The sequence below is a fragment of the Campylobacter sp. US25a genome, assembly GCF_004379075.1.
GTDB lineage: Bacteria > Campylobacterota > Campylobacteria > Campylobacterales > Campylobacteraceae > Campylobacter_D > Campylobacter_D jejuni.
Window position 1 is genome coordinate 93,151 of sequence record NZ_RYYM01000002.1, and the last position, 20,350, is coordinate 113,500.

Below are 20,350 nucleotides of genomic sequence, written 5' to 3' on the forward strand. Positions count from 1 at the left end.
AATGGCAGACTTAGAACAAGTTGCAAGTGATTTAAATTCAGCATCACAAAGCTTACAAGAGTTAAGAGAAAAATACGATGGTGCTTTGGATTTATTAGATAATAAAAACACAGAAATAACAGCTGCATTAGAGAGTGCAAAATCTAATGCCTTGCAAGAAGTGCAAACAGCAAGCAATACAGCTACAAGTCAAATTTCACAATTAAAAGATACATCGTTAAACGCTGTTAATGAAGCTAAAAATACGGCTACATCTGAAATATCAAGTAAAAAAGAAGAAGCACTTGAAGAATTCAGTCAAGCAACTTCAGAATTTAATAGCACTAAAGAAGAAGCATTATCTCAAATAGAACAAGCTAAAGCAGAGCAAGGAGAAAAAATAACAGCTTTAGAACAAGCTAAAGAAAGCATAACGGCTAATCTTAATAAAAAAGTTAAGATTTTAACCGAAAATCTTACTTGGGAAGTTGGAAGTGGTGGAGATTATGAGGATTTACAAACCGCTATTAATGAAGCTAGTAAATATGTAACGAAAAATCGTGTATTTATAACTTTAAATTTATTACAAAATTTTTCAATAAATGGAACTATTACAATTGGTGAAAATATTCAAAAAAATATTATTATTGCACAACAAGATTATAATGCTCCAATTTTAACAAGCGAAGATATCGATAACGTTTTTAATATTTTAGGAAGTATTTATTTCAAAGGTTGTTATTTTAAAGAAAATGGAAATTCTAAAAAAACAACCTTATTTAATATTAATGGCGGAAGATATGAAGATTTTACTTATGCAACACCAACAAAATGTGAAAATTATAATAATGCTTTTAAACTTCAATTTGCTTCTTTAAATAATATATATGCTACACAGCAAATTAATTGTAATAATGGAATATCATCAAGCTCGGGTTCAATAAGTTATATTTCATCAAATTCAAATTTGACAGCTAACATTGCCTTTAATACACTAACGCAAAATGGAATAATTTTTAAATAAGGATTAAAAATGAAAATAGTATCAATTATAAGAGACCACATTTATAGCGTTAAACAACTTTTAGCAGTAGTTAGTGATGATAGAGAAATAAAATTTAATGATGATTTTACTTTTATTGATGATATTACTCAAGAAGAGCTTAACGCAGGATTAGAAGCAGTTAAGAAAGTGCTTGTAAATTCTAATGAAACTGAACTTTTAAAAGAATACTTTTCAATGTTTTGTCAAGCTTCAAGCGAAGATGCAAAGCTTAAATACGCTAAAGAATTTAAAAAAGATGAAATTGATAAAGTTAAAAATAACGCTATCGAAGGCGGAGTATCTTATAAAGATAAAATCTTTCAAAGTGCGGAAAAAGATAGAAACTTGCTTACAAGCACTGTTAGTCTTTTTGCAATTACAAAACAACTTCCTGAAGGCTTTGTTTGGATTTCAAAAGATAATGAAGCGGTACCTTTTACTTTAGAAGAATTAATCGAGCTTGGCGGTATTATGGCAAATTCTGTTAATACAAACACAATTAAAGCTAGAACTATTAAAGATAAAGTCGAGCAAGCTCAAACATTAGAAGAAATTCAAAGTATTAAATGGGATGAGTGATGGATTTTAACACAACTATGATTACAAGCTTTGCCAAAGATGTAGAAGGACTTACACCCTTTGGCGCTTTATTTGTGATTTTTTTATTAAGTTTAATTATAAATTATAAGCTTTTTAAAGGTCGCATGGAAGATTGTAGATCTGATAAAGAAAGAATTTTAGAAAAATTAGAGCACATTAAAGATAGATTAGATGATTTAAATTTTGAGCTAAGGGGTAAAAAATGAATGAGTTATTCAATGTTTTAAAAGATGGTGGAATAGTTGCTTTTTTATTCTTTTGCCTTTGCTCTGTTTCTTATTTTGCCTATATTTTATTTCAAAAAACAGATAAAACACAAGGTATTTTAGTAGAAATTAAAAATATTGAAAGAAAAAATAATGAAAACAATAACAATATATTAAAAGAAATTCAAATCAGTAATAAAATAGCTGAAGCACACTTAGACACATCAAAAGCGCAATTAGAAAGCTCAAATAAAATCATTGATTTGCACTCTAAAATTTTAGGAGATAAGCTAGATAAGCTTGATAAAAATATTGATGAATTGAAATTTGAAATCAAAAGATATGAAAACACAGAATTAGCAACATTGATAAAAAGAAAGGAAAATGAATGAAAATTGCATTTTATAAAGTCAAAGGAAATGATAAAGCTACTTTTCTTGATAAATTAATAGCTTTTTTTACTTCATCTTGGAAAGAAAGATTAAATGGAGATTTTTTAAAATCCTATTCTCATTGTGAAATAATCTTAGATAATTTAATGATTAGCTCAAGCCCTAGAGATAAAGGCGTAAGAATAAAAGAATTTAAAGACACTGGCAGATGGGATTTTATAGAAACTAATAATACAAATGAAGTAAAAATAAAAGAATTTCTTTACTCTCAAATAGGTAAAAAATATGATTTTTTAGGAATTTTAGGATTTTTCACATTTACAAAGGATAGTGAAGATAAATGGTTTTGCTCTGAAATCATAGTTAGGGCTTTGCAAATAGGTGGTTTGGTTAAACTAGGAGATATGAATGCAGGAAGCTCAAATCCAAATAAATTGTATAAAAAATTAAAGGAATTATAATGAAAGTAACAATTAATAGAAGATATACTAGCAAAACTTGCGTTATTGGTAAATTTAAGGTTTTAAGTGATGAAGAAGAAATTCTTTTTGAATGCTTTTCTTTAGAGGAAGACAAAGAAGGTTTAGAGAGTGGTAAAGATTTAAGAATACCTGAAGGAAATTATAATTTAAAAAGACATAGTCCTTCACGATTTGAAAATACTTTAAGAAGTATTACAAAAAAAGATGATGATACAATGATAAATGTTTATAATGATGAAGTTCCAGCAAGTCGTGCAATTTTAATACACTGGGGAAACACTGACAAAGACACAAAAGGTTGTATCTTACTGGGACTTACCAAGGATAATAATAATGAAAGTGTCGGTCAAAGCAGACAAGCTTGTAAAGAATTTTATGATTTGATGTATGGTAAAAATCTTGAAGACATTAAACTTGAAATAACAAATGAGTTAGCATAGAAAGGAGATAAAAGTTTAAGTAGGTTAAAGTTTACACCCCGCTTTTGCGGGGCAAGGCTAATAAGCCTTGACTATAATTACACAAAGTAGTATAATTATAATTATAAACTTCTGGTATGACATTTATATCACCACCTTTCGCGGGTGGAATTTAGCCATAGGGGGTCAGACCTACGGCTAACCCTTAGGGGTATTATACAAAAACCTTACTTAAACTTCTAAAACAAATATGATAAATCTTTTATTTGGAAATGCAAAACTTTATATCGCCTTAGCTTTAATGGCAATCTTAGCAGGATATTTTTATCTAAGACTTGATAGCACAAAGGTAAAATTAGAAAAAAGTCAAAGTGATTTAGATTTGGCTTTAAAAATAAATGAAAATAATCAAGAAAAATTAAAAGAATTAAATCAAATTCATAAAACAGAATTAAAGGCTTTAAATGAAGCAAACAATCAAAAAAATCAAGTACAAGAAAGGGTGCAATATGTTAAAGAATACATTTATAAAAGCAATGAAAATAATATTACCAAGCTTTTTAACGATGCCGTTGATAGGTTGTGGGATGCAAACTCAACAAGTAGTAACCAAAATAGAAATTCAAAAAGTTAGAATTCCGCAAGAACTACTAACATTAAGCCCCCTTGAAAAGCCAATAGCAAAAAATGAACTTGATATTTTAAATGCTTATTCTATGCTTTTTTACAAATACAAACAGTGTGAAATTCAGATAAGCAAAATAAAGGAGCTAAATAATGAGTAATACAAATGTTGATTACAACAAAAGACTTGAAGCATTTAAAGAAATTTATCCGCAAATTTTAGAAATGAGTTTAGCAGAAAAATCTCCATTTGGAGAATTTAAAAAGCTTTTAGAACAATTTGGAAACGATAATGTTATAAGAAATGACCAGCAATTTCAAAGCTTAGCACAAGCGTTGGTAAGTGTTGGACAAACCATAGTAGCTCAAAGTCAAAATACAGCTTTATCCATGATTTTACAAGGCGATGAAAACGAGCTTAACGCTGAAAAAGCTTTACTTTTAAGAGTTCAAACAGAAACAGAAAAAGCAAAACCTGCATTAATAGCTAGACAAACTTCACAGATAGATGATAATTTAAGAATAGAAGCTGCAAAAGTTACACAGAGTGTTCAATTTGGATATTGTACCGGTGGTCTTGATATACCACAAGAAATTATGAAGCTTGTTAAAGAAAAGATAGAAAATATAGAAAAGTCTTCATAATGCTTATAGATGAAAAAAGGCTTATGAGAAATTATACTCTTAAGCCTGCTTATCCATCAAACATAGGAGAATTGGATACGCAAGAAGTATATAAACAATGGTTTATCTATGCTATGATAGGTGTAAATAAATATGTTGAGCTTTCACATAAACAACTTGTAAGAAAAGGTAGAAGTCAAATTCAAAATATAAACCATCCGCTATTTAAAAATTCGTATATAGTGAAAAAATATAACATTAAAAGTTCTAGCACTGCACCTTATAATAAGGAAAACTATAATGATTTAGGACTTAACCAATTTTTCGTAGGGCAAGATCCATACAAACCTTATCAAGGAGATCCTAGTAGTGAAAATGGAATATATCATGATATTTGCGAAATAAGAACTAATTATAATTTAGGAAGTATGCAGTATTATTATGGTTTTCCAAATAATTTAGCTCTTTTATTTGAAAAAGAAAAAGTTTGGAAATATAATGGAAAAGGATTTTTTTATATTGATGAAAAAATAAATTTCAAAGATATATTAAATAAGGCATTGGAAAATATAAATTATGACATGCTTATAAATGATATAGAAGTGGTTATTTTTTCTCAAACCATCCAAAAAAATAATGAATGGATATATCCTAGTATTGATGATATTAAAATACCAGAAATTAAAGTAGAAAATGTTGAATTTAAACCAACTTTTGGAAAACCTTATAAAAAATTATGCATTGATGTTGAAAAATTTTATAATGATTTTAAAGAATTAAATAAAAATATATTTAGAATCGAAAAAGTAGAAATAACCTATAGTGTATATGAGAAAGCACAAAAAACTAGGGAAAGTGATCCGAGTAAAATATATCATACTTTAACAAGCAAAAAGATATCTTTTTTTGAAGTATTTAACTCAATAAAAGAAAATTATAAATGCAAATATGCAACTCCTTTATGTTTTTATAATAGTTTTAATTTAGTTTGTTATGAAGAACCTTATATAGCTTATTCATATCCAAATAATAAAAGCTTTGGTAAAAAAGATACAAGTGTTACGCCAAGCGTATATCCACTATATAGAAAAAGTTCAAATTTGCCTTATGGGCGTAGAGATAGATGGTTTGCATTATGGGATAGTTTTTATTATCTTTATGTATATGAAAAATCAAATAAAGGAATTTTAAGCTTTTTAGTACCTATTGTCACTATCGTTTTGGCTGTAGCTACTTGGTGGATTGGCGGGCAAGGTGCATGGCTAGGAACATTGATAGGGGTTAGCGAAGGTGTAGCTGCGGGTATTACACTAGGAATTAGTTTAGGTTTAGCCGTGGGTTCACTTACTGGAAATAAAACATTCTCCATTCTTAATGCTGTTTGGGGTTTGGTTAATTTTTTAGGTGCTTGGGGTGCTAATAATTGGAATTTAGTTGCAGATTTTACAAAAAATACAGCACAAGCAGCACAAGAAATGACAACTTTTGGATCAACTTTAAATGTTGTTGGAAATTTGCTAAGCGGTGCGAGTAAAATTTATGATGTTGTTCAAAGCATTACAGCAGATACTCCTGATATGATAAATGAGCAAAGCGATGATTCTGATAATGAAGGTGGAAATGGAAGTGAAGCTGAAGAATTAGCAAAAGATGCAATTAATCCAACTTTATGGTATAATTTTGAAACTGCAGATATATTAAATGAAAAAATAGAAAAGAAAGAAAAACCTATTTTTATATTTTAATTTTTGTAGCCATTTTGTAGCCAAAGTAAATTTTAAATATTTAAAATTTATATTTTATGGTATTTTATAGTTATTGTTAGGTGTTCGCCATGGACACCATTTTATGGGGTGTTATTTATGATAAAAATTGCTTTTTTTATAACTTTTGTAATTTCTTTTTTGGTAGCACAAAGCCCAGTAAATTTTAAAGAAGATAATAATATAACAAAAGAACAAAATATATTTAAAGAACAACCTCCAAAACGCATTAAAATTCCAACTCATTAAAATATGATTACGCTAGCGCAATTATCACAAGGATATCGTTATAATAGTGATTCTTTAATTTTAGCTGATTTTATTTTAAAACAAGGAATTAAAGGCGCTGTTTTTGATGTAGGTGCGGGCTGTGGTATCATAGGTATTTTACTTAAAAAAAATATTGCAAATTTAAGTTTATCTTTGATTGATATTCAAAAAGAAAATATAAAATTGATTGAAAAAAATTTAAAATCCAACCAAATACAAGGCGATATTTTTCATGATGATTTCAATCAATTTCAAAGCATAAAAAAATTTGACTCCATAGTTTGCAATCCTCCATTTTATAGACAAGGAGCTTACAAGAGTGAAGATCAGCATAAAGCTATAAGTAAATTTCAGGAATTTTTACCCTTGCATAGCTTTTTAACTAAAGCAAATTCTATGCTTAAGCCAAATGGTACTTTGTATTTTTGCTATGAAGCTTTAGCTTTAGATGAAATTTGTTTTATTTTAAAAGATATGAAAATAAAAATAACAAAGCTTTGCTTTGTACATACACATCAAAACAAAAAAGCAAGACTTGTTTTGATACAGGTAAAAAAAGGTTCAAAATCGCCTTGTGAGATTTTACCTCCTTTTTTTGTATATGAAAATGAAATTTTAAGCAAACAAATGCAAGAAATTCACTTAAGATTTAGGTTAAAAAGTTATGATATTTGATAAAAATTTTTCTTATGCTTTTGATGAAAATGCTTGTGAGAAATGCGGTGGAAAGTGTTGCACTGGAGAAAGTGGCAATATTTTTGCAAGCAAGGAAGAATTAGAAGCATTAAGAAAGCATTTAAATTTAGAAAGCAAAGAATTTGCTGAAAAATACTTGAGAAAAGTGGGCTTTAAAATGAGTTTTAAGGAAGTCGAATTTGAAGATGGCTTTGCTTGCATTTTTTTTGATACTCAAAAAAGAAATTGCAGTATCTACGATTTTCGTCCAAAACAATGCAGAACTTTTCCATTTTGGGAATATTTTAAAACACATCAAAAGGAATTAGAAAAAGAATGTATAGGTATTTGTTATTTGTCTTAGCAGCCTTTTTTTTGGCAGCTTGTGGAAGTTCAAAAATCAATGTTGTTTATCCTGATTATACAAAATATAAAAGCAATGATTTTGATTTAAGGGTTATGAAGGCTTATAATTATGAGTATTATAAACAATACAAAAAAGCCAGAGATGAATTTTTAAGTCTTTATCAAGATTACAATAATACTCATTTTTTAGAAAATGCATTTTTGCTTACTTTAGCAAACAGTCTTGACAGGCAAGCAGAGTTAAATAATCTAGCAAAACCTTATTTAAATGAAAATAATAACCTTAAGCGACTTAGTGCTCTTTATGCTTTAAATTCAAATGATATCAACAATGCTCAAAAACTTATGAAAGAACTTTTGGCAAAAAAGGATAGTGATCCTAGAAATTTAGAGCTTTATGGGGATATTTTAGTTAAAAAAAATGATTTAAAAAATGCTACAAAGTACTATAGATCTGCTTATAATCAAGTGCAAAATGAAGAAATTTTGTTTAAACTTACAGGAATTTATGCGATTTTAAATGATACTTTAAATATTAAAAATGTTTTAGAATTTTCAAGAAAAACCAATGGTTGCACTCTTAAAACTTGCGTCTTGCTTGCTAAAATTTATTTTGATGAAAAAAATATCGAAGCTTTAAAAAGTGTGTATAAAGAGCTTTATCAGCTTACCAAAAATAAAAGTTTTGCATTGGCTTTAGTAGAGCTTTTAAATTCTCAAGGCAAAACAGAAGAGGCTTTAAAAATTTCTTTGCAGTATGATTTAGATGATGATATTAAACTCGCTTTGTATCAGAATTTAAAACGCTTTGATGATGCTAAAAAAATGAGTTTAACTCTTTATCATAAAACAAAAAATAAAGAATATCTTCTACGATCGGCAGTTTTTGAATTTGAAGCTGCAAATGAAGCTAAAAAAATCACTCCAAAAGTAATTGATTCTGTAAAAGAAAAATTCGAACAGGCTATCGATAAAGATAGCAATGCTTTGTATTTAAACTATTATGGATATTTGCTTATAGATTATGATTTGGATATTAAAAAAGGTATAGAGCTTGTGAAACTTGCCTTAGAAAAAGATCCACAGAATTTGTATTATTTAGATTCTTTGGCTTGGGGGTATTATAAACTAGGTGATTGCAATCAAGCATGGGAAATTTTAAAGCAAACACTAAAAGATAAAGAATTTGCAAATTCTGATGAGAGCAAAGCTCATATAAAAGCGATAAAGGCATGCATAAAACCATGATATTGGATAAAATTTTTGAAAAAACAAAAGAAGATTTAAAAGAACGCAAACTAAAACTTCCTTATGATATGTTAGGGCGTTCTTTAGCTTCAAATCCTTTCTTTCCAAAAGATGTGATTAAGGCTTTAAAAAGAGTAGAAAAAGAAGTTAAAATCATAGCAGAAGTAAAAAAAGCAAGTCCCAGCAAGGGAGTCATTAGAGAAGACTTTGATCCTTTAAGTATCGCTTTAAATTATGAGAAAAACAAAGCTACGGCGATTTCTGTTTTGACTGAGCCACATTTTTTTAAAGGTTCTTTAGAATACTTAAGTCTTATACGCCGTTATACGCAAATTCCTTTACTTAGAAAAGATTTTATCTTTGATGAGTATCAAATTTTAGAAGCTTTGGTTTATGGGGCGGATTTTGTATTGTTAATCGCTAAAATGCTAAGCATGAAAGAGCTTAAAAAACTGCTTGAGTTTGCAAGACATTTAGGTCTTGAGGCTTTGGTTGAAATTCACGATAAAGAGGATTTGAGTAAGGCTATTTTTGCTGGAGCGGATATTATCGGTATCAATCATCGTAATTTAGAGGATTTTACTATGGATATGAGTTTGTGCGAAAAACTTATCCCACAGATCCCAAATTCAAAAATCATCATCGCAGAAAGTGGTTTAGAAAATAAAAAATTTTTAGAGCATTTGCAAAATTTAGGCGTTGATGCTTTTTTAATCGGTGAATATTTTATGTGTGAGGAAGATGAAGGAAAGGCTTTAAAAGCTTTGCTTTAAGGAGGGAAAATGCAATATTTGTATGCGCCATGGCGGAGTGAGTATTTTGAAAAAGAAAAAAGCGTTTGTCCATTTTGTGATTGTGCTAATAAGATCAAAAGCGATGAAGATTTAGGCGTGATTTTTAGAGCAAAGCATTGTTTTGGAGTGATGAACCGCTATCCTTATTCTGCGGGGCATTTTATGGTGATTCCTTATGTACATGAAGAGCATATAGAAAATTTAAGCGATGAAATTTGGCAAGAAATGAGCCATTTTGTGCGTTTGGGAGTGAAAATTTTAAAAGAGCAAATTCATGCAAATGGGGTTAATATCGGTATGAATTTAAGCAAAGATGCAGGAGCTGGCATAGCTTTTCATTGTCATTATCATCTAGTGCCACGCTGGGCAGGAGATACAAATTTTATCACAACCATAGGAGAAACTAGGGTTTGTGGCACTAATATCGAGCAAGTTTATCAAAAACTTGTTTTGGCCTTTAAAAATGCTCAGTGAAGTTGAATTTGCAGAGTTTCAAAAAGAAAATTTCTCTCTTTTAATTGATGCAAGAAGCCCTAGAGAATTTTTGCATTCTCACTTAATAGGAGCTTTAAATTTTTATGCACTTAACGATGAAGAATATCAAGAAATAGGAACAATTTATAAGAAGAATCAAGCTTTAGCCAAGGCTAGGGGTGCGAGTTATATTTGCCAAAATACCGCTAAACATATATTAGAAATCACCCAAAATTTTCGCATAGGAGAAAAGGTGGGGATTTATTGTTCTCGTGGGGGTTTGCGTTCAAAATCTATCGCAGTGATTTTAAGCGAGCTTGGCTTTAGAGTGGTGCGTTTAAAAGGTGGCTTTAAAGCTTATAGAACTTTTGTAACGCGTTATTTTGAAAATGAAATAAATTTTGATTTTTTTGCTCTTTGCGGCAATACAGGCTGTGGAAAAACAGAGCTTTTAGAACAACTCCCACAAGCTATAAATTTAGAAAAAATGGCAAATCATTTAGGCTCATCTTTTGGTGATATTTTAGGAAAACAACCTACGCAAAAAGCTTTTGAAGCAGAACTTTTTCACAATATGCAAAATTTAGAAAATTTTGCTTTCATAGAAAGTGAAAGTCGCAAAATAGGGGATATCATCTTGCCTTTGAAATTTTATGAAAAAATGCAAAAGGCTTTTAAAATTTATTGTTTTTGTTCTTTGGAAAATCGCGTTAAAAGAATACAAAAAATTTATCAAGAAAAAATGACTCCTTTAAAATTTCAACAATGTGTGCAAAAAATCAGCCCTTATATCAGATTAAATTTACGCCAAGAATTGCTTCAAAGTTATGAGAGAAAAGAATGGCAAAAGCTTATTATTATACTTTTGGAATATTATGATAAAACTTATAAAAAACCAGACAAGATTGATTTTGAGTTAAATACCGATGATATTTTAAAAGCTAAAGAAGAGCTTTTAGATCATTTTAAAGCGCAATTACTTTTTTAATATTAGATAATTTTATTAAATAATCAAATTTTTTCTTCATCATCTTGTAATAATCCTTTTTTATCTTTGTTGTTTTTTAGCTTGGCTCAAATTTTTATTTTAATGCTAGTAAATTTGAATTATAGAAAAGTAAAATATTTTTTAAATCCCTATTTATAGTAATTTAAAATAAAAAAATAAACTTTTATAAAAAAAATATATAAAATATTTCTTAAATTTATATTTTTTAAATCATTTTAAATATAATTATCTTGTAATTATATTTTGTAAGAAAGGGTAGGTAAGCGAATGCGGTAAATTCAAGTTTTATTGTATTGTGTACTTTGCTAGTTTTGCTTATGACTCCAGCTTTGGCAATGTTTTATTTGGGTATGGTAAGAAGTAAAAATACACTCAATACCATAATGAATTGCTTTATTGTTTTTGGTGTCATTACTTTACAATGGGTAGTGCTTGGATTTAGCCTTTCTTTTGGTAAAGATGAAGGACTTTGGCTTGTAGAAAATTTCGAGAATTTTCTCTTAGAGGGTATTAGCGGATACAATGCTTCCAGGTGTTCTAAATATTCTTTTTGTGCTTTTTCAATGATGTTTTACTTATTGCATCTGCCATCATAACAGGCTCTTTGGTAGGAAGAATTAAACTGGGTGTTTTGGTGATATTTTTGCTTTTTTGGAGTACTTTATTTTATGATGTGTTAGCGCATATGATTTGGAGTAGCGAGGGGTTTTGCTTAAAAGAGGAAGTCTTGATTTTACTGGGGGTGGTGTTGTCCATATTGGCTCTGGGGTTGCTGGACTTGTAGGAGCTTTGATGGTGGGTGCTGGAAAAAGCGATGATGAGGATAAAAACGCGCATTCTATTCTTATGCTTTCTTAGGTACGATTTTGCTTTTTATAGGATGGGTGGCTTTTTATCTTGAGTAGTGCTTGAGTGGCTCATCCATAAAAAACCGACTATTTTAGGTGGACTTAGTGGGCTTGTAGGGATTACTTCAGCTTGCGTTTATGTAGATATTTATGCTTCTCTTGTTATTTATTCTTTAGATGCTTTTTCTTTGCACGGAATCGGAGGTGTTTGAGAGGAATTGCTACAGGGCTTTTTGCAAGTGCTAAAGCAAATCCTAATGTGATTGCCTAAAATGCACTTGGCAAGATTTTTTATCAGTGGAAGTTTAGAGCTTTTAAAAGAGCAAATTCTTGCTATTATGATTTGTATGTTTTTTAAGCTCTCATAAGCTTTGTTATTTTTAAGATCATTTCTTATTTTGCAGACTTAAGAGTGAAAGAAGAAGTAGAACAAAAAGGCTTAGATGTGAGTTTGCACGGAGAAAAAGCTTATACTTTGGCTTAGTCAGCTAAATTTTTACCAAAAAGTCCTTGTTAATCTTTAAAAAAAATGATAGACAAGGGTCTCAAATTCATTCTTGGTTAAGATTAGATAAATACTTTAAAATAAATTCCATAAATTCATCACTATCATTAGGGCAACTTATCAAATCATAATTGTATTTTGCTAAATGTTTATACTCCATACCTAGTTCAAAAATCGTTTCAGAACAATCTATACAAAAAGAAATAGGATAAATCAAAGCTTTATCGTTTAAATTTGCCAAAACATCGCTTGTATTTGGTTCAAGCCATTTTACAGGGCCTAGTTTAGACTGATAAGCTAAAATAAATTCATCAAAATGATCTTTTAATTTTTCTTTTAAAATTTCTACATGATCATTTACATGCTTTTCATATAAATCACCTTTGTCAATAATGCTTTGTGGTAAAGAATGCGCTGAAAAAATCAAAATTTTGGCATCAAATTTACTTTTTTTAGCCAAAATGTGCGAAACTATCATCTCATTATAAAGCTCATTTTTGTAAAAAATATCTATAGTTTTTACTTTTGCTTGAATTTTTTGCTTTGAAATTTCATTTTGCAAAACTTCTAAAGATGAAGTTACTGTGGTGCAAGAATGGTGCGGATAAAGTGGAAAAAGAATGATTTCATCATTTTCATTTAAAGTGTATTTTTGCAAAATTTTTGTGGCAAAAGGAGGCACATAAAGATTTACAAAATCAAATTTAAATTCATCTTGTTTTAAATTAAGCTTGTTGCATAGGCTTTGAGTAAGTTCGTTTAAAGGGGATTTTCCGCCCATTTTTTTATAGTTTTCTTGCATAGCTTTAACGCGAGCCTTTGTTATAATCCATGCTACAAATTTTCTTAAAAATCGATTTTTGATTCCTAAAATATAAGGATCATTAAACATATTTTTTAAAAAAACTTCACAATCTTGTAAATTCGTAGCTCCGCCCATATTTAAAAATAAAACTAATTTCACGCAAACCTTTCTAAAATTTCTTGAACTTTGTAAGCATCGCTTGTGCTGGCTAAATGATTGGGTTGATTATCGATAAGTTTTAACAAAGCTTCGTGTTCTGAAAAAAGTGGACTTTGTTGAGTAAGTTCTATAAAATTTCCATCTTTTAATAAAGAAAAATCATTTAAATTGGCTTCATAAAAATGATTTTTAGTAATAAGATGAATTTTTCTTAGTTTTTGTGTGCTATTCCAGCTTTGATGTATACTAGCAATACATTTTTCAAGCTCACATAAGATAATACTTTCACTTTCTCTTGTTTGATCTTGGGTGTATTTTTTAAGCAAATTGGTTTTTGTTATTTCTTGCTTACTTAAAAAACAAAGCAAATCAAGATCATGTACAGCCAAATCTTGTAAAATCCCTACATCGCTGATTCTTTGCGGGTAGGGTGAAAATCTTTGTATGTTAATGCTGATAATTTCTTCATTTTCAAGCTCTTTTTTTAGGGCTAAAACCGCAGGATTAAATCTTTCACAAAAACCTACGCCTACTTTTATGCTGTATTCTTTAGCTAAATTTGAAATTTCGTCTATTTCTTTTAAATTTAGAGCTAAAGGCTTTTCGATTAAAACGCATTTGCATTGTTTAAAAACTTTTTTTGCTATTGCTAAATGTGAATTTGTAGGTGTTGCTATGATGATAATATCATTATTTTGATTTAAAAATTTATTCAAATCATCATAAAAAATATCATCAAAAATATTTAGATTTGGATTTTTGCAAAGATCAAAAAGTGCATTAAGCTTAAAATGAGAATTTTTGCTAAGTTCATTTAAGTGGTTTTGCCCCATTTTTCCAAGGCCTATGATACCTATTTTCATGGAATTAATCTTTAAAAATACAAATAACTTGCTCTTGTTCTTCTTCACTTAAAAAAGGTGAAAAAGGCAAAGATAAGATGTGTTTGCTTGCATATTCTGAATTGTTAAGCTCTAAATTTGAAAATTTACTAAAGCAAGGTTGTTTATGCAAAGGGGTTGGATAGTGTATAGCATAAGGTATATTAGCTTTTTCAAATTTTTGCAATACACTAGCTCTATCTTCAACTAAAACGCTGTATTGTGCATAAGCGCTAAAAGCATTTGGATCAATTTGTGGAATTTGACAGTTTTTTAAATTTGCATTGTAAATTTGTGCTAATTTTTGTCTTTTGTCTAATTCTTTTTCTAGGTATTTTAACTTAACATTTAAAATCGCCGCTTGCAAGGTGTCAAGGCGTCCATTTATACCTATAAATTCATGTTTATAACGCTGAGTTTGTCCGTGATTGAGTAAAATTCTTATTTTTTTAGCAATTTCATCATCATGGCAAAAAATAGCCCCACCATCGCCATAAGCTCCCAAAGGTTTCGAAGGAAAAAAGCTCGTACATGAAATTTTAGCTATAGAGCAGGATTTTTCTCCTTTGAAACTTGCGCCAAAACTTTGTGCACCATCTTCGATCAAAGTGATATTTTTATCTTTTAAAATTTCTTCCAAAGCCCTTAAATCACTCATTTGTCCAAACATACTTACTGCTATAACAGCTTTAGTTTTTGGAGTTATTGCTTTTTGTACTGCTTCAAAATCAAGATTGTAATTTGATAAATTTATATCTACAAAAACAGGTTTTGCGCCTACTAAGACCACAACTTCAGCTGTTGCTATAAAAGTAAAACTAGGTACTATAACTTCATCATCTTTGCCAATATCTAAGGCTCTTAAGGCAAGATATAAAGCGCTGGTTCCGCTTGAACAACCTATAGCGTGTTTAACACCTAAAAAATGAGCTAAATTTTGCTCAAATTCGTTAAGTTTTGCACCGCCTATGAAAGAAGAGCTCGATAAAACACTTTCAATTTCAGCATTGATTTCATCTTTGTATGTGAGATATTGGGCTTGAAGATTGATAAAATTCATAAAAAACCTTAGAGAAATAAAATTAAATAAAAATGTTTATTGTATTTTAGTTTTACTTAATTTAAAGTAATTTTGGTATGATATGTTTTTATAAAAATTTCTTTAGGAAAATTCATGGATATTAGAAAAGCTTATTTGGATTTTTTTGCATCAAAAGGACATGAGATAACCCCATCAAGTCCTTTAGTTCCTGATGATGCAACTTTACTTTTTACCAATGCGGGCATGGTGCCTTTTAAAAGTATATTTACAGGAGAAATTCCACGCCCAAACCCTCCACGCAAAACAAGCTGTCAAACTTGTATAAGAGCGGGTGGAAAGCACAATGATTTAGATAATGTAGGATATACCGCACGCCATCATACTTTTTTTGAAATGCTTGGAAATTTTAGCTTTGGAGATTATTTTAAAGAACAAGCCATAGCTTATGCTTGGGAATTTGTAACTGAAGTTTTAAAACTACCTAAAGATAGACTTTATGTAACTGTGCATGAAAACGATGATGAAGCTTTTAATCTATGGCAAAAACACATTCAAAAAGAAAGAATTTACAAATTTGGTAATAAAGATAACTTCTGGCAAATGGGCGATACTGGTCCTTGTGGTCCTTGCAGCGAGATTTTTTATGATCAAGGACAAGAGCATTTTAACTCAAGCGAAGATTATATGGGCGGAGATGGAGATAGATTTTTAGAAATCTGGAATCTTGTTTTTATGCAATACGAAAGAAGCGCTGATGGAGTGCTTAGCCCACTGCCAAAGCCAAGTATTGATACAGGAATGGGGCTTGAAAGGGTAACAGCGATTAAAGAAGGTAAATTTAGCAATTTTGATAGCTCGCTTTTTATGCCAATCATCAATGAAATTTCAAAACTTTGTAATAAAACTTATGTTTATGAAAGTGGAGCAAGTTTTAGAGTAATAGCTGATCATATAAGATCAAGTGTATTTTTACTTGCGCAAGGGGTAAGTTTTGATAAAGAAGGCAGAGGCTATGTTTTGCGTCGTATTTTGCGTCGTGCTTTAAGACATGGATATTTGCTAGGTTTTAAACAAGCTTTTATGTATAAACTAGTTGATGTTGTATGCGATTTAATGGGCGGACATTATACCTATCTTAATGAGAAAAAAGACTTTATAAAAGAACAAATTCGCCTTGAAGAAGAAAGATTTTTAAGCACTATAGAAAATGGGATTGAAATTTTTAATGAAGAGCTTAAAAACACTAAAGAAATTTTTAGCGGAGAAGTAGCCTTTAAGCTTTATGATACTTATGGTTTTCCGCTTGATTTAACAGCTGATATGCTAAGAGAAAAAAACCTTAAAGTTGATGAAGAAAAATTTGAACTTTTAATGAATGAGCAAAAAGCACGCGCTAAGGCTTCTTGGAAAGGAAGTGGAGATAAAACTGCAAGCGGAGATTTTAAAAACTTGCTTGAAAAATTTGGAGAAAATCATTTCGTAGGTTATGAAAAAGCAGAATGCGAAAGTAAAATTTTAGCCCTTTTAGATGAAGAATTTAAAGAAGTTTCTACTCTTAAAGATGCGGGTTGGGTGATGCTTGAAAACACACCTTTTTATGCAACAAGTGGAGGGCAAAGTGCTGATAGTGGATTTATAGCTAAGCGTGAAGTTTTAGATACGCAAAAGTTTTTTAATCTCAATCTTAGCTTTATAAAAGCAGGTGAAGAACTAAAAGTTGGCGATATAGTTCATGCAAAAATCGATACAGAAAAAAGAGAACAAATCGCACGCCACCACTCAGCTACTCATCTTTTACATCATGCTTTAAGAGAAATTTTAGGTTCTCATGTAAGCCAAGCAGGATCTTTAGTTGAAAGCAATAAACTAAGATTTGATTTTACTCATCATAAAGCTTTAAGCAAAGAAGAGCTAGAAAGCATTGAAAAAAGAGTGAATGAAATGATTATAAACTCAAGTGAAGCTATATTAGAAAATATGCCTTTAGAAGAAGCTAAAAAAAGCGGCGCTATAGCATTGTTTAATGAAAAATACCAAGGCAATGTGCGTGTTTTAACTCTAGGTGAAAGCAAGGAGCTTTGCGGGGGAACTCATGTTAAAAATACTGCTCAAATAGGAAGTTTTTACATAGTTAAAGAAAGTGGTGTGAGTGCTGGAGTTAGACGCATTGAAGCTGTGGTTTCTAAAGCGGCTTTAGAATTTGTAAAAAATCAACTTGAAGAACTTTCTAAAGCAAAAGATGAGCTTAAAAATAATGATATTTTAAGCGGGCTCAAAAAGCTTAAAAATGAAATTTTAAGTTTAAAAAATGAGCTTAAAAACTCAAGTAAAACAGAGCTTGATTCTAGAAATATCCAAGGTGTTGAAATTTGCGTAAAACGCGTAGATAATGGCGATATTAAAGCTATGATTGATGATTTTAAAAACAAATTTGCTAAAGCGGTGATTTTACTTATCCAAGTAAAAGATGAAAAAATCACTTTAGCAGCTGGTGTTAAAGATGCACCTTTAAAAGCAGGAGCTTTGGTTAAAGAAGCGGCGCAAATTTTAGGTGGAAATGGTGGCGGAAGAGATGATTTTGCTACTGCAGGTGGAAAAGATTTAAGCAAAATCAATGAAGCTTTAAAACAAAGCTTAGAAACAATAGAAAAAGCACTTTAATGTTAATTCTTGCTTCAAGTTCCATTTCAAGAGCTAACTTGCTTAAAACCGCAAAGATTGATTTTAGGCAAGTTAGTTTTGATTATGATGAAAATTTAAATAAAAATATTTCACCTTTTTTATATGTTCAAAAAATAGTTCTTGAAAAAGAAAGACAATTTTTAAGTACTTTAGGCAAAGATTTTCAAAACCAAAATTTGCTTTTTGCAGATAGTATAGTTTGTATAGATGAAAAAATTCTTACCAAAGCAAAGGATAAAAAAGAAGCTTATGAAATGCTTGCCTTGCAAAATGGAAAGTATGCAAGTATTTTATCGGCTTTTTTGCTTGTAAAACCTGAAAAAAGAGTTTTTTCTCTTTCAAAAACTACGCTTTATTTTAAAAATTTTGATGAAAATGCTTTAAGAGATTATGTAGAAAATGATCTTTATAAAGGCAAGGCGGGTTGTATTATGTGTGAGGGTTTTCATCAAAATTTCATCACCCAACAAGTAGGAAATCTAAGCACTGCTTTAGGGCTTGATATCCAAACTTTAAAGGCTTATTTATGAAAATATTAAAATATATTTTTTCATTTTTTACTCTTTTGTTTATAGCTGGATTTATTTATGTGGCTTATCTTTTCACAAGTGCTGATACTGAGGGTTATACTTTTAAAGAATACAAACCTCCTCTTACAACACAAATTTACGATAGAAATGGCAAGCTTGTGGCTAATATTTTTGAACAGCATCGTTTTTACGCTCCTTATGAAGAGCTTCCTCCACGCCTTATAGAAGCTTTGGTTGCTATAGAAGATACAAGCTTTTTTGAACATAATGGAGTTAATATCGATGCCATTTTTAGAGCTGCTGTAAAAATCATAAAAAGCGGTGGAAAAACCATGGAAGGAGCTTCCACTCTTACCCAGCAATTTATTAAAAACACAGAATTAACCCCAGAAAGAACTATTACGCGTAAAATTCGCGAAGCTTTGCTTGCTTATAAAATGGAAACCATTTTAACTAAAGAGCAAATTTTAGAAAGGTATTTAAATTTTATCTTTTTTGGACATGGGTATTATGGAGTAAAAACCGCAGCTTTGGGGTATTTTCATAAAAATTTAAATGAATTAAGCCTTAAAGAGATTGCTATGCTAGTGGGTATGCCAAAAGCACCTAGCAGTTATGATCCTACAAAGCATTTAGATCTTTCCATCTCAAGAGCTAATAATGTTATTTCAAGAATGTATAATCTAGGCTGGATTTCAAAAACAGATTATGATACAGCCATCAAAGAAATTCCGCAAGTTTATGATGATACGCTTACTCAAAATGCTGCTCCTTATGTCGTAGATGAAGTGATTAAACAATTAAGTCCTAGCATTAAAGACTTAAAAACAGGTGGATATAAAATCATTTTAAATATAGACCTAGATGTTCAAAATATGGCGCAAAATGCTTTGAAATTTGGTTATGATGAGATAGTAAAACGCGATAAAGATGCAAATTTAAGCACTTTAAACGGAGCTATGGTTGTGGTAAATCATCAAAGTGGCGATGTTTTAGCTTTGGTAGGTGGGGTTGATTATGAAAAAAGTAATTATAACCGTGCTACTCAAAGTATGCGTCAACCTGGAAGCTCTTTTAAACCTTTTGTGTATCAAGTGGCGATTAATTTAGGATATTCGCCTATGAGTGAAATTGCTGATATTTCTAGAATTTTTGAAGGTGGAGCGGGTAATAATGAGGATTGGAAACCTAAAAATGAAGGGGGTAAATTTTTAGGTTTAATTACCTTAAAAGAAGCTTTAACAAGATCAAGAAATTTAGCTACCATTAATCTCGCACTTGATATGGGGCTTGATGTTCTTTACTCTAAACTAATGGAATTTGGATTTAAAGATATACCGCCTAATTTATCAATCGTATTGGGAAGTTTTGGTATTTCTCCTTTGGAGTATTCGAAATTTTATACCATGTTTGGGAACTATGGTATAATTAAAGATCCTCAAATTATCAGACAAGTTCAGGATAAAACCGGTAAAACCATCATGGAATTTAACTCAAATGAGCGTAAAGTCAGCAATGAAGCGCAAAGTTTTCTGGTTTTAGATATGATGAGAAATGTTGTTGAAAAAGGCACAGGACGTAATGCAAGAGTAAAAGATATAGAAATAGCAGGAAAAACAGGAACAACGAATAAAAATGTTGATGCTTGGTTTTGTGGACTTACGCCTGAAATAGAAGCAATCATTTGGTATGGAAATGATAATAACAAGCCTATGCGTTATACAGAAGGTGGGGCTAGAACAGCTGCTCCTGTGTTTAGAGAATTTTTAACTCAATATATAGAAAAATTCCCTGATACAACTAGAAAATTTAGCATTCCTAATGGGGTTTATCGTGGAAATTATAAAGGAGAAAGTGCTTATTATACCACCAAATCACCATTACCAAAAGCAAATATGAAATTTAATGAAAGCGAGATTATATTTTGA

At 30.2% G+C, this 20,350-nt stretch carries 23 protein-coding genes and 1 pseudogene; 21 read left to right on the forward strand and 3 right to left on the reverse strand.

Annotation, left to right across the window (positions count from 1 at the left end; genetic code table 11):
• The first annotated feature begins 1 nt into the window (after window position 1).
• The 18 genes and pseudogenes from ELQ12_RS10600 (at window position 2) to ELQ12_RS02765 (ending at window position 12,302) form a co-directional block, all read left to right on the forward strand.
• Window positions 2-1,003 (forward strand): hypothetical protein, encoded by a 1,002-nt coding sequence (locus ELQ12_RS10600; RefSeq protein ID WP_243834121.1) that lies wholly within the window; start codon window positions 2-4, stop codon window positions 1,001-1,003.
• A 9-nt stretch (window positions 1,004-1,012) separates the two neighbouring features.
• Window positions 1,013-1,603 (forward strand): DUF4376 domain-containing protein, encoded by a 591-nt coding sequence (locus ELQ12_RS02685; protein ID WP_208379388.1) that lies wholly within the window; start codon window positions 1,013-1,015, stop codon window positions 1,601-1,603.
• On the forward strand, window positions 1,603-1,830 hold the full coding sequence (locus ELQ12_RS02690) for a hypothetical protein (protein ID WP_070261603.1): 228 nt from the start codon (window positions 1,603-1,605) through the stop codon (window positions 1,828-1,830). Before ELQ12_RS02685 ends, ELQ12_RS02690 begins: the two co-directional genes overlap by 1 nt.
• Window positions 1,827-2,222 carry a hypothetical protein gene (locus tag ELQ12_RS02695; RefSeq protein ID WP_002861681.1) on the forward strand — a complete coding sequence of 132 codons (396 nt, stop codon included), beginning with the start codon at window positions 1,827-1,829 and terminating at the stop codon, window positions 2,220-2,222. Before ELQ12_RS02690 ends, ELQ12_RS02695 begins: the two co-directional genes overlap by 4 nt.
• Window positions 2,219-2,683 (forward strand): hypothetical protein, encoded by a 465-nt coding sequence (locus ELQ12_RS02700; protein WP_070261604.1) that lies wholly within the window; start codon window positions 2,219-2,221, stop codon window positions 2,681-2,683. Before ELQ12_RS02695 ends, ELQ12_RS02700 begins: the two co-directional genes overlap by 4 nt.
• Window positions 2,683-3,144, forward strand: a complete 462-nt coding sequence (locus ELQ12_RS02705; RefSeq protein ID WP_070261605.1) for a DUF5675 family protein — start codon at window positions 2,683-2,685, stop codon at window positions 3,142-3,144. Before ELQ12_RS02700 ends, ELQ12_RS02705 begins: the two co-directional genes overlap by 1 nt.
• Before the next feature lie 229 nt (window positions 3,145-3,373).
• Complete coding sequence (locus ELQ12_RS02710) at window positions 3,374-3,757, forward strand: hypothetical protein (protein ID WP_070261606.1); 384 nt, start codon at window positions 3,374-3,376, stop codon at window positions 3,755-3,757.
• A complete protein-coding gene (locus tag ELQ12_RS02715) occupies window positions 3,711-3,908 on the forward strand; it encodes a hypothetical protein (protein ID WP_002781772.1) in 198 nt (65 codons plus the stop codon). Before ELQ12_RS02710 ends, ELQ12_RS02715 begins: the two co-directional genes overlap by 47 nt.
• Window positions 3,901-4,392, forward strand: a complete 492-nt coding sequence (locus ELQ12_RS02720; RefSeq protein ID WP_134264557.1) for a hypothetical protein — start codon at window positions 3,901-3,903, stop codon at window positions 4,390-4,392. Before ELQ12_RS02715 ends, ELQ12_RS02720 begins: the two co-directional genes overlap by 8 nt.
• Entirely contained in the window at window positions 4,392-6,116 is a 1,725-nt protein-coding gene (locus ELQ12_RS02725) for a hypothetical protein (protein WP_134264558.1), read from the forward strand. Before ELQ12_RS02720 ends, ELQ12_RS02725 begins: the two co-directional genes overlap by 1 nt.
• A 117-nt stretch (window positions 6,117-6,233) precedes the next feature.
• A complete protein-coding gene (locus ELQ12_RS02730) occupies window positions 6,234-6,383 on the forward strand; it encodes a hypothetical protein (protein WP_004306029.1) in 150 nt (49 codons plus the stop codon).
• A gap of 3 nt (window positions 6,384-6,386) precedes the next feature.
• A complete protein-coding gene (locus ELQ12_RS02735) occupies window positions 6,387-7,079 on the forward strand; it encodes a tRNA1(Val) (adenine(37)-N6)-methyltransferase (protein ID WP_070261608.1) in 693 nt (230 codons plus the stop codon).
• Window positions 7,069-7,443 (forward strand): YkgJ family cysteine cluster protein, encoded by a 375-nt coding sequence (locus ELQ12_RS02740; protein ID WP_002933038.1) that lies wholly within the window; start codon window positions 7,069-7,071, stop codon window positions 7,441-7,443. Before ELQ12_RS02735 ends, ELQ12_RS02740 begins: the two co-directional genes overlap by 11 nt.
• Window positions 7,416-8,693: an ATP-dependent nuclease subunit B gene (locus tag ELQ12_RS02745; protein ID WP_070261609.1), complete on the forward strand. Its 1,278-nt coding sequence runs from the start codon at window positions 7,416-7,418 to the stop codon at window positions 8,691-8,693. Before ELQ12_RS02740 ends, ELQ12_RS02745 begins: the two co-directional genes overlap by 28 nt.
• Window positions 8,690-9,466 carry an indole-3-glycerol phosphate synthase TrpC gene (trpC, locus tag ELQ12_RS02750; RefSeq protein WP_070243443.1) on the forward strand — a complete coding sequence of 259 codons (777 nt, stop codon included), beginning with the start codon at window positions 8,690-8,692 and terminating at the stop codon, window positions 9,464-9,466. Before ELQ12_RS02745 ends, trpC begins: the two co-directional genes overlap by 4 nt.
• Before the next feature lie 9 nt (window positions 9,467-9,475).
• A complete protein-coding gene (locus ELQ12_RS02755) occupies window positions 9,476-9,961 on the forward strand; it encodes an HIT domain-containing protein (protein WP_002857290.1) in 486 nt (161 codons plus the stop codon).
• Window positions 9,951-10,949, forward strand: coding sequence for a tRNA 2-selenouridine(34) synthase MnmH (gene mnmH, locus ELQ12_RS02760; protein WP_070243445.1), 999 nt, complete (start codon window positions 9,951-9,953; stop codon window positions 10,947-10,949). The genes ELQ12_RS02755 and mnmH overlap by 11 nt, the downstream gene beginning before the upstream one ends.
• Before the next feature lie 338 nt (window positions 10,950-11,287).
• Window positions 11,288-12,302: pseudogene (locus tag ELQ12_RS02765) on the forward strand (ammonium transporter).
• Between the two features lie 67 nt (window positions 12,303-12,369).
• Here the strand turns inward: ELQ12_RS02765 and hemH are convergent.
• From hemH to ELQ12_RS02780, 3 genes are read right to left on the reverse strand one after another with little or no spacing between them, the layout of a single operon-like run.
• Window positions 12,370-13,287 carry a ferrochelatase gene (gene hemH / locus ELQ12_RS02770; RefSeq protein WP_070243446.1) on the reverse strand — a complete coding sequence of 306 codons (918 nt, stop codon included), beginning with the start codon at window positions 13,285-13,287 and terminating at the stop codon, window positions 12,370-12,372.
• The gene (locus ELQ12_RS02775; RefSeq protein WP_070261610.1) at window positions 13,284-14,150 is read right to left on the reverse strand and encodes a Gfo/Idh/MocA family oxidoreductase; all 867 of its coding nucleotides are present in this window, start codon (window positions 14,148-14,150) and stop codon (window positions 13,284-13,286) included. Before ELQ12_RS02775 ends, hemH begins: the two co-directional genes overlap by 4 nt.
• Before the next feature lie 4 nt (window positions 14,151-14,154).
• Window positions 14,155-15,228: a DegT/DnrJ/EryC1/StrS aminotransferase family protein gene (locus tag ELQ12_RS02780; RefSeq protein ID WP_070261611.1), complete on the reverse strand. Its 1,074-nt coding sequence runs from the start codon at window positions 15,226-15,228 to the stop codon at window positions 14,155-14,157.
• A 114-nt stretch (window positions 15,229-15,342) separates the two neighbouring features.
• On the opposite strand from ELQ12_RS02780, the gene alaS reads away from it, so the two are divergent.
• From alaS to ELQ12_RS02795, 3 genes are read left to right on the forward strand one after another with little or no spacing between them, the layout of a single operon-like run.
• Window positions 15,343-17,871 (forward strand): alanine--tRNA ligase, encoded by a 2,529-nt coding sequence (gene alaS, locus ELQ12_RS02785; protein WP_070261612.1) that lies wholly within the window; start codon window positions 15,343-15,345, stop codon window positions 17,869-17,871.
• On the forward strand, window positions 17,871-18,422 hold the full coding sequence (maf, locus tag ELQ12_RS02790; RefSeq protein ID WP_002855005.1) for a septum formation inhibitor Maf: 552 nt from the start codon (window positions 17,871-17,873) through the stop codon (window positions 18,420-18,422). Before alaS ends, maf begins: the two co-directional genes overlap by 1 nt.
• Window positions 18,419-20,350 (forward strand): penicillin-binding protein 1A, encoded by a 1,932-nt coding sequence (locus ELQ12_RS02795; RefSeq protein ID WP_134264559.1) that lies wholly within the window; start codon window positions 18,419-18,421, stop codon window positions 20,348-20,350. Before maf ends, ELQ12_RS02795 begins: the two co-directional genes overlap by 4 nt.

Bases quoted from the DNA above. Each gene is read 5' to 3' on its own strand.
- ELQ12_RS02710 (WP_070261606.1), top strand. From the start codon at position 3,374: ATGATAAATCTTTTATTTGGAAATGCAAAACTTTATATCGCCTTAGCT.
- ELQ12_RS02715 (WP_002781772.1), top strand. From the start codon at position 3,711: ATGCAAACTCAACAAGTAGTAACCAAAATAGAAATTCAAAAAGTTAGA.
- ELQ12_RS02730 (WP_004306029.1), top strand. From the start codon at position 6,234: ATGATAAAAATTGCTTTTTTTATAACTTTTGTAATTTCTTTTTTGGTA.
- ELQ12_RS02755 (WP_002857290.1), top strand. From the start codon at position 9,476: ATGCAATATTTGTATGCGCCATGGCGGAGTGAGTATTTTGAAAAAGAA.
- ELQ12_RS02695 (WP_002861681.1), top strand. From the start codon at position 1,827: ATGAATGAGTTATTCAATGTTTTAAAAGATGGTGGAATAGTTGCTTTT.
- ELQ12_RS02780 (WP_070261611.1), bottom strand. From the start codon at position 15,228: ATGAATTTTATCAATCTTCAAGCCCAATATCTCACATACAAAGATGAA.
- ELQ12_RS02685 (WP_208379388.1), top strand. From the start codon at position 1,013: ATGAAAATAGTATCAATTATAAGAGACCACATTTATAGCGTTAAACAA.
- maf (WP_002855005.1), top strand. From the start codon at position 17,871: ATGTTAATTCTTGCTTCAAGTTCCATTTCAAGAGCTAACTTGCTTAAA.
- ELQ12_RS02725 (WP_134264558.1), top strand. From the start codon at position 4,392: ATGCTTATAGATGAAAAAAGGCTTATGAGAAATTATACTCTTAAGCCT.
- ELQ12_RS02795 (WP_134264559.1), top strand. From the start codon at position 18,419: ATGAAAATATTAAAATATATTTTTTCATTTTTTACTCTTTTGTTTATA.
- ELQ12_RS02740 (WP_002933038.1), top strand. From the start codon at position 7,069: ATGATATTTGATAAAAATTTTTCTTATGCTTTTGATGAAAATGCTTGT.
- ELQ12_RS02690 (WP_070261603.1), top strand. From the start codon at position 1,603: ATGGATTTTAACACAACTATGATTACAAGCTTTGCCAAAGATGTAGAA.
- ELQ12_RS02700 (WP_070261604.1), top strand. From the start codon at position 2,219: ATGAAAATTGCATTTTATAAAGTCAAAGGAAATGATAAAGCTACTTTT.
- ELQ12_RS02745 (WP_070261609.1), top strand. From the start codon at position 7,416: ATGTATAGGTATTTGTTATTTGTCTTAGCAGCCTTTTTTTTGGCAGCT.
- ELQ12_RS02735 (WP_070261608.1), top strand. From the start codon at position 6,387: ATGATTACGCTAGCGCAATTATCACAAGGATATCGTTATAATAGTGAT.
- alaS (WP_070261612.1), top strand. From the start codon at position 15,343: ATGGATATTAGAAAAGCTTATTTGGATTTTTTTGCATCAAAAGGACAT.
- trpC (WP_070243443.1), top strand. From the start codon at position 8,690: ATGATATTGGATAAAATTTTTGAAAAAACAAAAGAAGATTTAAAAGAA.
- ELQ12_RS10600 (WP_243834121.1), top strand. From the start codon at position 2: ATGGCAGACTTAGAACAAGTTGCAAGTGATTTAAATTCAGCATCACAA.
- ELQ12_RS02775 (WP_070261610.1), bottom strand. From the start codon at position 14,150: ATGAAAATAGGTATCATAGGCCTTGGAAAAATGGGGCAAAACCACTTA.
- ELQ12_RS02705 (WP_070261605.1), top strand. From the start codon at position 2,683: ATGAAAGTAACAATTAATAGAAGATATACTAGCAAAACTTGCGTTATT.
- ELQ12_RS02720 (WP_134264557.1), top strand. From the start codon at position 3,901: ATGAGTAATACAAATGTTGATTACAACAAAAGACTTGAAGCATTTAAA.
- mnmH (WP_070243445.1), top strand. From the start codon at position 9,951: ATGCTCAGTGAAGTTGAATTTGCAGAGTTTCAAAAAGAAAATTTCTCT.